General features: G+C 43.0%; 11 protein-coding genes, 1 tRNA gene and 3 pseudogenes. 5 read left to right on the forward strand and 10 right to left on the reverse strand.

What is annotated here, in order from left to right:
• A pseudogene (locus AAC855_RS16845) lies at positions 1 to 448 on the forward strand (IS630 family transposase); the annotation flags it as partial.
• 37 nt (positions 449 to 485) lie between these two features.
• On the opposite strand, the gene AAC855_RS16850 reads toward AAC855_RS16845, so the two are convergent.
• Complete coding sequence (locus AAC855_RS16850; protein ID WP_340611155.1) at positions 486 to 2,519, reverse strand: hypothetical protein; 2,034 nt, start codon at positions 2,517 to 2,519, stop codon at positions 486 to 488.
• Positions 2,520 to 3,725: 1,206 nt separating this feature from the next.
• Between AAC855_RS16850 and AAC855_RS16855 the strand changes: the two genes are divergently transcribed.
• Entirely contained in the window at positions 3,726 to 5,162 is a 1,437-nt protein-coding gene (locus tag AAC855_RS16855; protein ID WP_340611156.1) for an MFS transporter, read from the forward strand.
• A 159-nt stretch (positions 5,163 to 5,321) separates the two neighbouring features.
• Here the strand turns inward: AAC855_RS16855 and AAC855_RS16860 are convergent, their stop codons facing one another.
• Positions 5,322 to 5,666: an ArsR/SmtB family transcription factor gene (locus tag AAC855_RS16860; RefSeq protein ID WP_099123190.1), complete on the reverse strand. Its 345-nt coding sequence runs from the start codon at positions 5,664 to 5,666 to the stop codon at positions 5,322 to 5,324.
• A 174-nt stretch (positions 5,667 to 5,840) separates the two neighbouring features.
• On the opposite strand from AAC855_RS16860, the pseudogene AAC855_RS16865 reads away from it, so the two are divergent.
• Positions 5,841 to 5,930 (forward strand): annotated as a pseudogene (locus AAC855_RS16865) (IS630 transposase-related protein); the annotation flags it as partial.
• Between the two features lie 90 nt (positions 5,931 to 6,020).
• On the opposite strand, the gene AAC855_RS16870 reads toward AAC855_RS16865, so the two are convergent.
• The 3 genes from AAC855_RS16870 to AAC855_RS16880 all read right to left on the reverse strand — a co-directional run bounded on the left by AAC855_RS16870 (position 6,021) and on the right by AAC855_RS16880 (position 7,811).
• The gene (locus AAC855_RS16870) at positions 6,021 to 6,446 is read right to left on the reverse strand and encodes an SDR family oxidoreductase (protein WP_340611157.1); all 426 of its coding nucleotides are present in this window, start codon (positions 6,444 to 6,446) and stop codon (positions 6,021 to 6,023) included.
• Positions 6,433 to 6,753 (reverse strand): SDR family oxidoreductase, encoded by a 321-nt coding sequence (locus tag AAC855_RS16875; RefSeq protein WP_340611158.1) that lies wholly within the window; start codon positions 6,751 to 6,753, stop codon positions 6,433 to 6,435. The genes AAC855_RS16870 and AAC855_RS16875 overlap by 14 nt, the downstream gene beginning before the upstream one ends.
• 158 nt (positions 6,754 to 6,911) lie before the next feature.
• Entirely contained in the window at positions 6,912 to 7,811 is a 900-nt protein-coding gene (locus AAC855_RS16880) for a LysR family transcriptional regulator (protein WP_340611160.1), read from the reverse strand.
• 125 nt (positions 7,812 to 7,936) lie between these two features.
• On the opposite strand from AAC855_RS16880, the gene AAC855_RS16885 reads away from it, so the two are divergent.
• Together AAC855_RS16885 and AAC855_RS16890 are read left to right on the forward strand one after the other, a co-directional pair.
• Complete coding sequence (locus AAC855_RS16885) at positions 7,937 to 9,316, forward strand: MFS transporter (RefSeq protein WP_340611161.1); 1,380 nt, start codon at positions 7,937 to 7,939, stop codon at positions 9,314 to 9,316.
• The gene (locus AAC855_RS16890; protein WP_340611223.1) at positions 9,316 to 9,708 is read left to right on the forward strand and encodes a DUF4440 domain-containing protein; all 393 of its coding nucleotides are present in this window, start codon (positions 9,316 to 9,318) and stop codon (positions 9,706 to 9,708) included. The genes AAC855_RS16885 and AAC855_RS16890 overlap by 1 nt, the downstream gene beginning before the upstream one ends.
• 515 nt (positions 9,709 to 10,223) lie before the next feature.
• On the opposite strand, the gene AAC855_RS16895 is transcribed toward AAC855_RS16890, so the two are convergent.
• From AAC855_RS16895 to AAC855_RS16915, 5 genes and pseudogenes are all read right to left on the reverse strand, one after another.
• The gene (locus AAC855_RS16895; RefSeq protein WP_340611162.1) at positions 10,224 to 11,459 is read right to left on the reverse strand and encodes an MFS transporter; all 1,236 of its coding nucleotides are present in this window, start codon (positions 11,457 to 11,459) and stop codon (positions 10,224 to 10,226) included.
• Positions 11,460 to 12,050: 591 nt separating this feature from the next.
• A pseudogene (locus AAC855_RS16900) lies at positions 12,051 to 12,949 on the reverse strand (tyrosine-type recombinase/integrase); the annotation flags it as partial.
• Positions 12,950 to 13,114: 165 nt separating this feature from the next.
• A tRNA-Phe gene (locus AAC855_RS16905) sits at positions 13,115 to 13,190 on the reverse strand.
• 150 nt (positions 13,191 to 13,340) lie between these two features.
• On the reverse strand, positions 13,341 to 14,414 hold the full coding sequence (mltC, locus tag AAC855_RS16910) for a membrane-bound lytic murein transglycosylase MltC (RefSeq protein WP_340611163.1): 1,074 nt from the start codon (positions 14,412 to 14,414) through the stop codon (positions 13,341 to 13,343).
• A 92-nt stretch (positions 14,415 to 14,506) separates the two neighbouring features.
• Complete coding sequence (locus AAC855_RS16915) at positions 14,507 to 14,779, reverse strand: oxidative damage protection protein (RefSeq protein WP_099119861.1); 273 nt, start codon at positions 14,777 to 14,779, stop codon at positions 14,507 to 14,509.
• Between the last annotated feature and the right edge of the window lie 29 nt (positions 14,780 to 14,808).

Here is a 14,808-nt window from a genome sequence, read left to right on the forward strand (position 1 = left end):
CGGCAGCCGCACCCGCCTCAACATTATGGGCGCCCTCAATTTGCAACGGATTGAAGCGACGGTGATCCGTGACTATCCGACGATTAACGCGAAAAATGTCGTCCTGTTTTTCGGTGCCATCCGGGAAACGTATCCGCTTTCACAAAGAATTCATATTATTCTGGATGGAGCGGGTTACCACCGTGCTGAAATAGTACGATTTTTTGCCGAAGTCCTGAATATCAGGTTGCATTATCTGCCGCCTTACAGCCCTAACCTCAACCCGATTGAGCGATTATGGAAGTACGCGAATGAGCAGGTACGAAACAATGTCTATTTCCCGGATACCAAAACGTTCCGTGACACCCTTCATCATTTTTTTCATGTCACCTGACCCGAAAAAGGACAGGAATTAGCTACCCGGCTGACCGATAATTTCCAGACTTTAATTCCTGCATCTTCAAGTTAATTGCGTATAGGCTACTTGCAACAATGCCGTTCCGACATCACTTCTTCTCATCAATAACAATATTCGAGGTCAGATTACGGGGTTCGCCGAGTTTATCCCACACGATACCTGTTAACACATTAGTGAGCTGCACCGCGTGATCCATATTCCATACCAGATATTCATATCCCGGCAGGTCACTAAAACTATCATATTTGGGCCTAATATCCAGCTGCGCCATGCCGGAACTGACATCAATAATATTCGGGTATTTTTCCTGTCCCGGCATGGTTACCAAATTGGTGTTAGAGCAAGACGTGAATTTGGGTTGTGCTCCCTCCCCCAAACTGTCTTTGCCCACAATTCCCCACCAGTCTTCATCCACATTGTCCGGCTCGATTTTTGCCGCTTTGGGGGCATAGTTGCCCTGAAATTTACAACCGTAAAAATTGACTTTGCCCGAACTGTTACCGTACACCATGTAAGTATTCCAGCGTGCCCATGTTTTCGGATCAAAATTCGCTGGCGCGCCTGGTGTTCCAGGGTCATTAACCCCCTCACAAATAAATTCTAGCCCGAAGCATTCCAATAATCCTCCATTTATTGGCAAGGCCGTTGCATTGGAATACACCTGAAGCTGTGGGTTATAGCCCACCTGCACATAAATCTTGGGCCGGATAACCGCATCCCGTAGCCACCAAATGTAGGAGCGCCGCTCCGGAGTCACTTGAGGCTTTTTATGTCCATCAATGTAGGGGTCACCATACGCCTGAATAGTTCTTGTTGCTCCGTTCGACACGGCAAAACTGGGCCAGAGATACTCGCCCCCACAGCGCAAATGTATATTGTTACTCTGATCGTCCCGTACTTTTTTTAATGCCTCCTGCAGAGTTTTTAACGGCTGCTTCTGCGAACCCGGATTTTTATCATCACCAGCTACGGAATCGACGTACAGCTCGGACACATCCTTCGACGCTTGTTGTCCGTAATACAGCCCGTCTGGACGTAGAGTAAGCAGGTTGCCCACATCCGATGACACAACGACACTAAGCGGACTGGCTGTCGTACCGTTGCCGCTTAACGTGCCGTTGGTACTGACTGCAATCTTATTGTTCAGGCTGTTGATCAGCGTGTTCATCACATTGGCGTTCGCTACCAACGCATTTATGATTTTTTGCAGGTCTAGATCCAGACATGACCCACTCTGGCCGTTGCCGGTGATAAAGCCACTCCCCCCCACACAGACGCTGATTTTATCGGCAAGTGCCTGCTGGATAGCGGACATCGGCAGCGTCACTGCATCGCACTGGTTATCAATCTTTATGTGCAGCCCACTGCTGTCCATCGTGATACTGTCAATGACTTTCCAGCATACCCGGCTAAAATCCATATTGAGCGGTACATCATCACCGTTCCCGGTAAAAGGGCTGTCGCGGTCAATCTTCACCTTACGCAGTGCATTGGCGTCGATTGTCACCGTCGTGCCGTCTCCGCGTACCAGCTCAATGTCCCCGGCACTGTTGACACTGCCGCTGACCAATTGGCCGTCCATTAGGAGGGTTTTCAGGGCTACATTGACCTGGCTGCCATCCCCGAGCGTCAACACCAGAGTATTGTCTTTGGTGAGCACCGCATTGGTTAGGGTCTTTTTTGCTATCGCATCTGTCACCGCCACGGTCAGATCCACCGTATGCACAGTACCGTCTTTCATCGTCAACGATACGCTGAGGGCACTGCTGGTCAGACTCTGCGGCGCAATAGAGGCCAGATTAATATTATGTGTTACGCCCGCCTGATCCACCAACCGGATATCTGTACCGTCAAAGGTCAGCGCGTCAATGCCCGGTATGGATATCTGTCCTGATTGAATGGCCTCTTTAACTAATGCATCTAAGTCCTCACAACGCACGATGCGGGTTGCCGGCGCCAGCACATTGCCCTGACAGTTGAGTAGGCCTGACTGTAGTTCATTGCAGATAATCTTCTGGTTAATCACCGACTGGATATAATCGATAATCCACCCTGGGTTCATCCCCGGCGGACAACAGTTAAACATACCCGGGGTCATGCCCGGTGGACAATAGTTGTACATAGTACCTCCTACGTTTTTTCATAATCGTAAACAGTGTCAATTTGGTGTATTTCTCTACTGGATAGACAAAATATAAAAACACTATGTTATTCCAATTGAAAATTTGGAATTTAGTTTCTATATTATTAATGAAAATATATTTACGTTAATTCATTTATCAAACAATAAAGTAATTTAATTTCCCTCTGATAATATCCAAGCTGGATTCACTGAGTTCATACTGTCTAGAAAATAAGGTCATGCTCAAGCCATAAATATTTTACATTTAATTTTCAAAAAGAAGACTGGGTTTATAGTTATTATATTATCCGCTAAAAGAATTTTACTTATTTTTTGCTGAAAATTATGTTTTATTGATAATATTTTAAGCTATTTTGTTTGTGCTGTAAAAATAACAAAAATAGATAATTAAGACTTTCATTTCACTATTTAGGGATGAAATTAAAGCTACTTTTTCAGAAGGATATTATTGATTGAAATTTGCAAAGGAAGGTTATCTTTAAATTAAAAATAGATCAATATACTTACAATAATAAGTAGTTATATTTTAAAGGTGATTAAATGGGCGTTATATTTAATCTTAAGTCATCCTTTAAGTGAGTAAAATAAAAATTATATGACGATTATAAAACTTTTCATAATTATAAGGTGTTTCTTATTGCTTTCTATTTATCTTCTGAAGTTCAAGAAGGTTCTAATTTTTTAATAAGTATCCAAATATATTGGCAACAATAATTAATGTTACTGTTTCATGTAATGAATACTATAACTATTTTAGTTTAGGCCATGATGTATGTGTTATAAAAATAGGTTTCCGATATAATTCAGCCGTCGGTATCAACACATAATGGGGCAGATACGTGCTACGAATTCAATAAATTCACATTCACACGGACTGGGAGTTTTAATGATAGGCTTACATTATAACCCATTAATTTTGCCCGTAATTGACCTTAAGTTGTCTAAACAGACATTCTAGAAGTAAATACAATTACTTTATGAAAAAAAACAAAAAGTTATGGTTATTATTCTGGATTGCTTATTAACAGATTTAGCTGCACCAAGTGACGTTTTTAATGTAGCTAACGATAACCTCCATTGAAGCCGATACGGGAAGAGCATAAATAAATCTTGCAACAGGTTAGGTAAAATGCCTATATTTTAATTGTACGTATATACGCGAACAATAAAACAATGAGGGATTTTATGTCTAAGCATCAAGGTGACCATCAGTATCGACTGGGGCTAAGTTTGGCCTTACTGGCATTTGCTCAATTGATAATTTCTTTGGATATCAATATCGTTTTTGTTGCGCTTCCTGAAATAGGAAAAGGGTTGGGTTTTTCTGGACAGACGCTTCAGTGGGTTGTCAGTGCTTATACCGTTTTTTGTGGTGGCTTCATGCTTTTTGGTGGGAGGGCAGCAGACTTACTCGGCCAGCGCCGAATGTTTATTGGTGCTTTGTGGCTTTATGCGATTTCTTCCCTAATTGGAGGAATGGCCTGGCGTCCTGAAGTAATTATTACTGCCCGTGCTGTGCAAGGAATAGGTGGGGCCTTTCTTTTCCCTGCCACGCTTTCTCTCATTAACCGATTATTCCGTGAAGGCCTGGAACGAAACAGAGCGTTGGCAGCATGGGGAGGAGCTGGTGCGAGTGGTTTAACTCTGGGTTCCCTGACTGGTGGTCTTCTGACAAATTATTTGGGCTGGTCATCCGTATTTTATGTGAATGTTCTGTTGGCCGGGATAGCAATTATTGCTGCTTTCATCGTTATTCCGGCAGACCCAATCAGGCATGAGAAGCGCAGTTTTGACCTTCCCGGGGCATTAACAATTACGGCTGCATCTACTCTTCTGGTCTTTTCACTTGTGCAGGGACCTGAATATGGTTGGGAAGTTCCTGTTATTAAATACGCACTGTTTCTGTCTCTGATCAGTTTTATGATGTTCATCATCATTGAGTCAAAATCTCGTGACCCGTTGATGCCATTGCGCCTTTTTTACAATAAGAATCTGGTTGCTGGCGTTACCGTGACGTTTATTTATATGGGGACATTTGGTGCATTGCCTTATTTCGAAACTGTCCTGTTCCAGAATGTTATGCATTATAATGCACTTGAGACCGGTCTTGCATTTATCGTTCCCTCCGTATCCATTTTTATAGGGACTCAGGCTGGCGCGCGCCTTGCGAATTCCATCGGAACGAAAAATGCCATTATTGCAGGCTGCATTATTGGTATTGTTGGTACATTATTAATGCTACCCGGCGCATCAATCTCAGCTTCTTATAAATCTATTCTGATTGGCTTGGTTATTTCGGGTTTGGGTCAGGGAATTGTCTGGACAGCCATGTGGATCGCTGCTGCAACCGGTGTTGATCATAGTGAACAAGGAATTGCATCAGGTATGGCATCAACAACGCTTAATGTTGGGAATGCTATTGGTCTGGCAGTTCTAATTGCCCTGACTACAGGTATGGCACAGCATGATGCCCCAGAAAATGAAATCGCCTTGCTGGCAGCAAGTACAGGGTATGCATTCCTGTACGCGGCGGTCGGTATGGTACTCGCGTTACTCATGGCATTTACCTTGCCGGGAAGAAAAGCACGGGTTGTTCCCGTTTCTGAACTGATAGATAAATAATCCGTTCTCCGGTCAATAATGGCCGGAGAAGTTATTCCGCAATAGAATAGCTGGATTGTAATAATATGGAACGGCTTAAGTCAGTGGTAAATTGAAACCGACTGCGAAACAATCCTATGTAGCCAGATAAGTATAGAGGCAAAAAAATCAACTGTCCTGTCAGGCATCAGGATTATATTGCTTAATAGTCGAACCCGTCAGTTCATCTTCTTGTGTGGCTGTAATAAATGAGTCAAGCAGTCCGGGAAAACGGATATTGAGGTCTTCTGTGCGAAGAGATAACAAATTTTCTCTGCCAGAGGGTTTTTGCCAAATAACACCACTATCACGAAGGACTCGCCAATGATGAGTTAGTGTAGATTTGGATACACCTTTAAGTATCGAACCACAGGTATGTTCCTTTCCGTCGGCTAACACACGAACAACGGTCATTCGCATTGGGTTGCCTAACGCGGTAAGTACATGTTCAAGTCGTATTTGGTTACGTTCTGGGTGGTGTTTCATTTTTTACCGTTTTCCCTTGTTTAGTTCGAAGGTATGCGGATTATCAAACAACTGTTTTACAAAGTACACATTTACTAAAGGTTCAGCCACAATAATCCTTATAAGCGCGATATATAGCAGAATCATATTAATATGACATAATATCTGGCTTCAACTGACAAAGGAGAAAGTGAGATGGGCTACAGTCTGGATTTTCGAAAGAGAATACTGGCATACAAATATAAGCATTCGTTGACATTCGAACAAACGAGTACCCATTTTGATTTCTATTACTACAAACGCAATCTGTTGTGAAAATGGAGCGTCATTTTTTATAGAAATCAAATTTTGCAACAGTGCCCATTTAATTTGGTTTTAAGCTTCTTGCTTAGTGGACGCAAGAACAATTTCTCTGATACAGATATTTTGAGGTTGGCTGTAGGCATAATTTATAGCCTTAGCTACATCTTCTGCGGTTAGAACCTCACCACCCATACTTTTTTTCCAGTCTTGATATTTTTCTTTTATTTTTTTATCGGATGTGTGGCTTAATAGCTCAGTTTCGACTGCACCCGGAGCAATTATTGTGACTCTTATATTGTACTTTGAAAGTTCCTCTCTTAAATTCTCACTCATTCCATGTACAGCAAATTTTGTACCAACATAAACGGTATGGTTAGGAAAAGTTTTACGTCCGGCTACTGAGCTGATATTTATTATGGTTCCGTTTTTTCTGTTTATCATCCCTTTCGTTACAGCACTAATACCATTCATCATTCCTTTCACATTAACATTTAACATTTAACATTTGTTCCCATTCGTTAGGATCTTGTAATTCCATGCTTCCTAACAGCATGACTCCTGCATTGTTAATTAGAGCATCAACGGGACCAAACTTTTGCTCTGCTTGTTCTATTGCTTTGGAAAATGATTTTTTATCTGTAACGTCAACTGCCATACATAATGTATTTGGCAAATTTAGACTTTCCATTCGTTCTATTCGGCGAGCGATTAAAAGTAGTGGATAGCCATATGAAGAAAGCAATTTTGCTGTTGCCTGACCGATTCCTGAACTTGCTCCCGTTATTACGACTAGCGGCTTTTTCATTGATACATCCTCATTAAATTAATTTATATCAAAATGATATTCTTACTTTAAAACTAAAGTTTTTGATGAGAAGTAGTTTATTTCTTTCACTGAGATAAAAAATTATAGATAAGGATCAGTTTTTGGTCTTTACCAAAGTGTCCAAAAGTTCTTGACCGCTACATTTCGATCTGGCTTTGTAAGAAATCGATAAATGTCCGTACGTTCTCGGAGATATGGCGGGTATTGGGATAGAGTGCGTAGATACCTTGTCTGGGAAAGCGGTGGTCAGGCAGTAATGGGGTTAAACATCCGTTGGCAATATCTTCTTGCACCAACCAAGCGGGCAGTAAGGCCACGCCCGCGCCGCTGCGGGTAAATGCCAGCAGTGAAGCCGCACTGTCAGTCATGATCATGGGCAAAGTATCTGCCCTGAATAACACATTGTCGCCTGTAGGCGTCAGAACCTGCCAGTTTAATGGTGTAGCAAGGCGGCTATGTGCAATCCAGCGTGCGCTTTGCAGTTGTTTCAAGTCAGTGATGGGATTGTCATGATGCATCGTTAAATATTCTTTTGAAGCGACAGGTAGAATATCGAACCAATCGATCAGCTTCGCATGATGAGTGGAGTCCGCCAGTTGGCCAAGACGTATCGCCACATCAAAACGCCCGGAGATCAGATCATCATTTTTTGATGAAGAAACGTGCTGGATGCGTAGTTGCGGATGTAGGGCGGCAAATGCCGAGATCACGGGAACCACGACTCTGGCTCCATATTCCGGCGTGGTGGTGATGCGCAACAGACCTCTTAGGCCGATATGATCGCTGCGGACATCGTTCAGGATTTTTTCCACATCTTGCAACAACTGCAGACAGTGTAGATAAAAGCGTTCGCCTGTATCGGTGACAGCCATCTGCCGGGTACTGCGGGTAAGCAGGGAAACGCCTAATTCTTCCTCAAGCTGCTTGATGTTAAAACTCACTACTGCTTTGGTCAGCCCCAGCGTATGCGCCGCGCCGGTAAAACTGCCGGCTTCCACTACCGCCACAAATATCTCCAGACGTTGCATATTCAGCATGGATCTTCCTTATGAGCTTAGATTATTGTCAAAATAATTTAGACAGTGTAACTGCAAAACGTCGATTTATCTTTTTTTTTCTAACGGTATACTGCGCCCATTATGCTGTTTTTCATGAGAAATTTATGAGTTATCGGGTACGTGTCGCCAGCGTCTATCTGCTGGGTTTTTTCATCGATCTGGTCAACATGTTTATTGCCAACGTCGCCTATCCTGATATTGGCCGGCAGCTTAATGTGCCGGTTAGTCAGCTGGCGTGGGTGAGTAATGGCTATATTCTGGGATTAACGTTGGTTATTCCCCTGAGTAGTTGGCTGGCAAAACGCATGGGTTCAAAGCGCCTGTTTATCCTCTCACTGATTATTTTCATCATCGGCACCTGCGGTGTGTCCAGCGCTTCCCAGATTGAGCCACTCATTGCCTGGCGTGTGGTGCAGGGGTTGGGCGGGGGATTGCTGATCCCTGTTGGTCAGACAATGACTTATGCCCTTTATCGCAGTCATGAACGGGCAAAACTCTCTTCGGTCGTTATGCTGGTCGCCTTAATAGCGCCGGCGCTCTCTCCGGCCATCGGCGGCGTGCTAGTGGACAACGTCAGCTGGCGCTGGGTATTTTTAGCCAGTTTGCCTCTGGCGTTCGTCGCATTGATTCTTGCTGTTTGTTGGCTGAAGAGTGATGTGCGTGCCACCAGTGCCGAACGGCTGGATTTCAGCGGTCTCATCTCGGGCTGTCTGGCGCTGACTCTGATTCTGCTAGGCCTGACTTACATGGGCGAATCCGGTCGCCTGAGCTTGGGGGCGGCGTTACTGGGCTCTGCTATTGCGCTGATGTGCTGGTATGTACGCACTTCGTTACGTAAAACGCAACCGTTGCTCAACCTGCGTCTAATCCAGAAGCCGATGCTGCAAACCGCGATGCTGATCTATCAGCTTATTCCGGGCATTTTTACCGGCGTCAGCCTGATTGCGATGCTGTATTTGCAGGATCAGCTGGGGATGCATGCCACCCTAGTGGGCGCGATGATGTTTCCCTGGGCAATAGCCTCATTTACCGCTATCTCCCTCACTGGCAAAAAGTTTAATAAGGTCGGGCCGCGTCCGCTGTTTATCATTGGTTGTCTGGTGCAGGGGATCGGTATTGGATTATTACCTCTGATTGGCAGTGCCGATGACGTGTTTTTGGCGGCTGTCGCTTATGCGCTGATGGGATTCGGGGGCAGCCTGTGCAGCAGCACCGCGCAGAGTTCGGCGTTTATTCAGGTACACGATGCCGAGCTGGCGGATGCCAGCGCACTGTGGAACATCAACCGTCAGCTCAGTTTTTGTTTAGGCGTGACGTTAATCAGCTTATTACTGAACGTGTTACTCAATATGTCAGGTATTCAGCAAACTCAGGCTTATCATCTGTGCTTTGCACTGGCGGCCATCAGTGCTGTTATCCCCGTCTTACTCTGCTTACGGATAGCTAATAGCAGAGTCATTCTTATGCTTAATCAGGAGAAATGATGAATCCCTACTTTCAGGAAGTCTTAGATGCTCACGTATTGATCCGCCGTTGGCTCGGCGATGCCAGCAGCCCTGCCAAGGTGTGTGAAGATTTGTTGGCACGTTTTAGCCCGGCCTATTCCATGGTGACGCCAGACGGCGGCCAGCTTGATTACACGTCGCTAACTTCGTTTTTCCGTACGCAATGCGGCACAAAATCAGGGCTGGAGATTGAAATCGACAATATGCAATTGATTGCAGAGAGTACTACAGGAGCTACCGTGACTTATCAGGAGCGGCAGCAACTGCCAGGCCAGCACGCAACGCTACGCTTTTCGACTGTGGTGTTCGAGTTGGGGGAGGATAATCAGGTGATATGGCGTCATCTGCATGAAACAGCACTTCCTTTATAAGCATTCTCATTGGATTAATTTTCTTAAATCGGCTGGATGCTCAGGAAAGGGCATTCAGTTACAACACATGTTGCTTTATGCAAAGACGCAGAATTAAGTCGTATCAATATTAACAAGTATATTTTCTTTGGGGGCATTGGTGCAATTAAGCGCAATGCGTTAGAAAATGTGTGGGAACACTTCCTTTAACTGATTAATTAAGAACTCAAGTTAGATAAAGATCAATCAAAGTATGCTCGCACCTTGATAATCGGAAAACATTCTAGAATAAAAAACCAGCGGTTTTTATTGCATCATCGATTATATCGGTAGAAGAGTGTTCATTATCAGAAGTGGTTTATTTTGATATAACTCACGAGATAGATTGATTCTATTTTAAGCAAGATTAATTAGAGAGCCTTATCGCGTTTAAGCGCGATAAGGCTCTCTTTCTAAGATTAGCGGTTATTGCAGCTACCCTGTCACTAACACAGATAAACGTGACTATGTTTTTATTGGAAATAAAAGAGCGTCGCTCACATCACCATAAAGTGTCTTTTTTGTTGGATGTAAAGTGCCCAGAAAGATATAGTTGCCAGTATTGCAGTAATAATGACCAGAAGCCAAGCTTTCTGATACCCAAAACTCTGAATAAAAGAACCCATGATTACATACGTTGGCATAAGGCCAATATTTCTAATTGTTAGCAATATACTGCTTATTCGCCCACGATGGCTGGCTGGGGATTGGTTAGCTATATATATTCCTTCTTTTGTTATGAGCAAAACTTCTGCTGCAGATAGGAAGAACCATGCGAAAAACTGCATAGGAATACTGGAGCATGAAACCACTAGGGTGTAACCCACAACGAATAGTGCACCTGCAATTGACAGACTACTCAGTTCACTATGACTGGATGTCACCTTCATTAGAAGTGGGGTGATAAACACTACGATAAGACTAGCAAAAGTCATTAACTGACCAAACAAAATAGCACCTGACTTATCAAATATATGGCTGTAGTAGAGTGGACTGGTCATAGTCATTTGGTTCAAAATAAACCAAAGTATAGTGCATAATAGTCCAAAAACGATCAGGCGTGGTCGTTCTTTAAATATTGACCAGACATTACCGTTGGTATTTTTTTCAAGCTCAGAAACATTTTCTTGACAGTCAGTATTTATAGCATTGTCTCTGACATAAAATGCGACTAAAAGTATTCCTGTCAATAGTGCAAGACCCTCTCCCCAGTAAACCCATTCTGTGTAATTCCAAAATAAATAACCAGCAATAACGGGACCCACACCTGAGCCAAGATTGTAGGCTAGGTAGCTTAACGACATAACAGCATCGCGATTTTGAGGATTGGAATGGTCGGCAACGAGTGCATTACTTGCTGGTAACGCTACACCGATGAAAAAATATCCTATACATAGCAGTGCCGGAGAAATGAAGTGATTTTCAGCAAAAAAACCACACGTAATGATAACAACAGCCCCAAGCAGTTCTCCTATGATCATAATATTTTTATGTCCATAGGCATCTGACAATTTTCCCCCTATGAGGCTTCCTAGCATATAAGCGCCGGTGATTATCATCACGATAGTGCCTGCAACTGAAGTCGAGTAATCTTGCTTTTGTGTTAAAAGAAGTACCATAAAAGGGATAATAAAATTCCCCAACCCCAAAATAAATTTGGCGATAGCAATGAAATAAATATCTCTTGGTAAACCTTTGTACATTGAAAACATTTTGTCCAATTTTTTAAGCATAATTACTCTCCATTTCCCCATGGTATTAAAGTACCTAAATTATTATTTAGTTAAAGTATTTAACTGTTAATTATTTTGGTGGAAATAAATTCTTATCTTACAAAGAAACGAGGGGGATATATCATGGCATATATCTGATGTTATTTTCCAAATTTTCAATTCATTATTAGATATATCTAAATAATTCATTATAAAACATAAGGTAGGAATTAAATTGATTTTTCTATTTTATTTTTATTTCCCAATGAAATTTATGGAGGTTATTTTTCAGCACCCAATATATTGATTTAAACTAAAAATAATCTCTATAAGTCAATGAGAGTATAATTTTTTGAGTTAAATTAATTAGATAAACTATTTTCATTGTTACTATAATGGATAACCCGATTTTTCGCCTGTTTTTATGAAATCACAGATAACACTTTCTGAGCCTGAACTAATTACATTGCAAGAACTTGCTTTGAATCACCCACACTGGGCATCCGTACGCGAGGAACGGGTGCCAGAGGAGGCTACAATGGAGTATGAGCAAAATACTTTATTGGACGGTTATGGCGATCAATTTGCAATTAATTTTTTTTGAACACTACACTGTAACGCGTTGATAAGCCGGACAGCCTGACGACTCAACGGGACAAGGTGATCCGTTTTCATTTTCATGCCGCGCTCAGAAAAGCGAACTCCTTTGATGGGTTGCCTTGTGGCGGGAATTTTCCACACCGCATTATCAAGGTCGATTTCCTGCCAGCGGGCAAATCTCAACTCACTGGAACGGACAAACGTCAGCAGTGCCAGTTCTACCGCAATCTTGGTCAGCATGCGCCCGCGATAAACAGACAATCGGTTCAGGAAATCCGGTAAATCTTCATGAGGCAGGGCAGGGTGATGGCGTGATTTTACGGTGGAAAGTGCGCCAGCCATATCACTGGCAGAGCTGGATTCGAGAATATCATTCTGGACGGCATAGCGCATGATGGCGGTAACACGCTGACGCAACCGCTGGGCGATATTGTGTTTACCTGCATCATCAATCATTTTGATGGGGGCTAAAAGCTGGCTGGTTCTTAGCGTGGTAATGTTGAGCTTGCCAATCTGCGGGAAAATGTACTGTTCAAGGCTGCGCAGCACTGTTTGGCTATGTCTGTCACTCCAGCGTTTGTTACTGGCGTGCCATTCACGGGCGATGTGTTCAAAGGTATGTGTGATTTTCGATGGCGAGGCAGTGCCTTTTTTCTCGGCTTTGGGATCGATGCCCTGTGCCATCAGCTTTTTGGCTTCATCCCGTCTGGCGCGGGCATCGGCTAACGATACTGCCGGATAGACACCGAATGCCAGACGGTCTTCTTTCTTATCGGTCGGGCGGTAATACTTCATCCGCTAGTATTTCGAGCCGCGTGACGAGACTTCTAAATAAAGGCCCCCGCCATCGGCGAGTTTGTAGTTTTTTCTTTGGGCTTTGCAGTTTCGATTTGTCGTGCGTTTAGTTTCATTATTAAGGGCATTCCTTTAATCGAACGGTAAATGCCCCGAATTATGCCCTTCGCTGCATCTTGATTGCAACAGACGAAACTAGATCTAAAAATAAGAATGGATGTTGATTTTGCTGGATTTAGCAGGAATTGTTTTACTGGGCTGGACTTCACTGGAAGTTGAAGTGGTGCCCGGAGGCGGAATCGAACCACCGACACGGGGATTTTCAATCCCCTGCTCTACCGACTGAGCTATCCGGGCTAACGGGGACGCATTAAACAGTATTCACTCCAATCCGTCAACGACTTTCTTTATAAATTCATTCAGGCGCTTTTAATTTGCACAATTGGTTGTAAATATAAACAAAAATGGAGAGGGAAACGCCTCTCCATCGCTTATTTTAACGATTATTTATCGGCGATAACTTTTTTGTGCGTTATTCACTTTCATCAAATAACGGCGTGATTCAGCTGATGGGTGTTTATTGGTCAGCATTTCATAAACATCACCCGGTGCCATTGTGTTGATAATTTGAGCAGCTTTTTTCTTATCGCTGGAAAATATCCTTAATACACTACCTGCGCCACCATTGTATGCGGTAATAACCGCATAGCGACGAGAAGTGGCGTTTTGGATTTCACCTAAATAAATATTCTGTAAAATCGCTAGATAAGCCGTACCTGCATCAATGTTGTTTTCAGGATCAAAAAGATAGTTACGGTCTGGCTGGCCCGATTTACCCTGCATCTTGAATACATCCCGCCCCGCAGTATGCTGTATTACCTGCATTAGCCCCAGTGCATCGGAACGACTGACGGCGTAAGGGTTAAAGCTGGATTCTGTCTGCATAATGGCAAGGATCAGCGATTCATCAATACCATATTTAACCGCAGCTTTGCGGACAATAGGCAGATATTTATGAGCGCGTTTATCCAGATGATTAGGAACTAATGTCATCGTGACAGACCAAATCACATGCAGTCCTGACTGACGGCGTTGTAATTTATTCTGGAGCAGGTAATCGGCAAAATGGTTTGCGCGCCATTCCCAGCGAATTGGCTCACCGGTATTATCCAGAACCTGTCCGTAAAGAAAGGGTTCTTTGCTGATCTGAATATTATTTGCGTCAGAGTAAAGGTCGACAGACCCCGGATCATCCCCCATTAATAAGGTGGTGACAATGGCTTTGCGTAAATGCTCATTTGGCTCAATGGGTGATATTGTTTCAACAGTAATGGTTCCGGCTTCGAAATTAATATGGCTGCGGGTTTTATATTGATCTGTGTATTTTACGTAATCTTTAGGGCCTGCAATTAAAACTTCATGTAATCCCCAGATATTTTCAATATCATGAGCGAATTGCCCCATTAAGATATCAAATCCATTCGTGTCTTTTATGTATTCTTCTTTATATTCAATGTCTTGTTTACTTGAGCAGGAAATCAGAAGTGGGGTGAGCAGGAGCAGTGCCAGCAGTTTTTTCATTGTACGATGCCGTTGGATATTAGGATAAATTCCCATTTATTGGGTGATTTTTAAATATCCTGATTCACCCAATAAATAGCAGATATTAAAAGTTATTTTTCTGGTGGGGTATAACCGTCGATTTTAATATCTTTCCCTTCAAACAAGAATTTCACCATTTCCTGTTCGAGCAATTTGCGATCTTCCGGATTCATCGTATTCAGTTTCTTTTCGTTAATCAGCATAGTCTGTTTGCTCATCCATTTCTGCCAGGCTTCTTTGGAAATTTCATTGAAAATACGCTTACCTAATTCTCCCGGATAGAACTGAAAATCCTGGCCTTCGGCTTCTTGTTGCAAAAAAGTACAAAAAATAGTTCTGCTCATGATAAATCCTCAAATGTCGTTATGGAGCA

Source organism: Xenorhabdus bharatensis (assembly GCF_037996705.1).
GTDB classification, from domain to species: domain Bacteria; phylum Pseudomonadota; class Gammaproteobacteria; order Enterobacterales; family Enterobacteriaceae; genus Xenorhabdus; species Xenorhabdus bharatensis.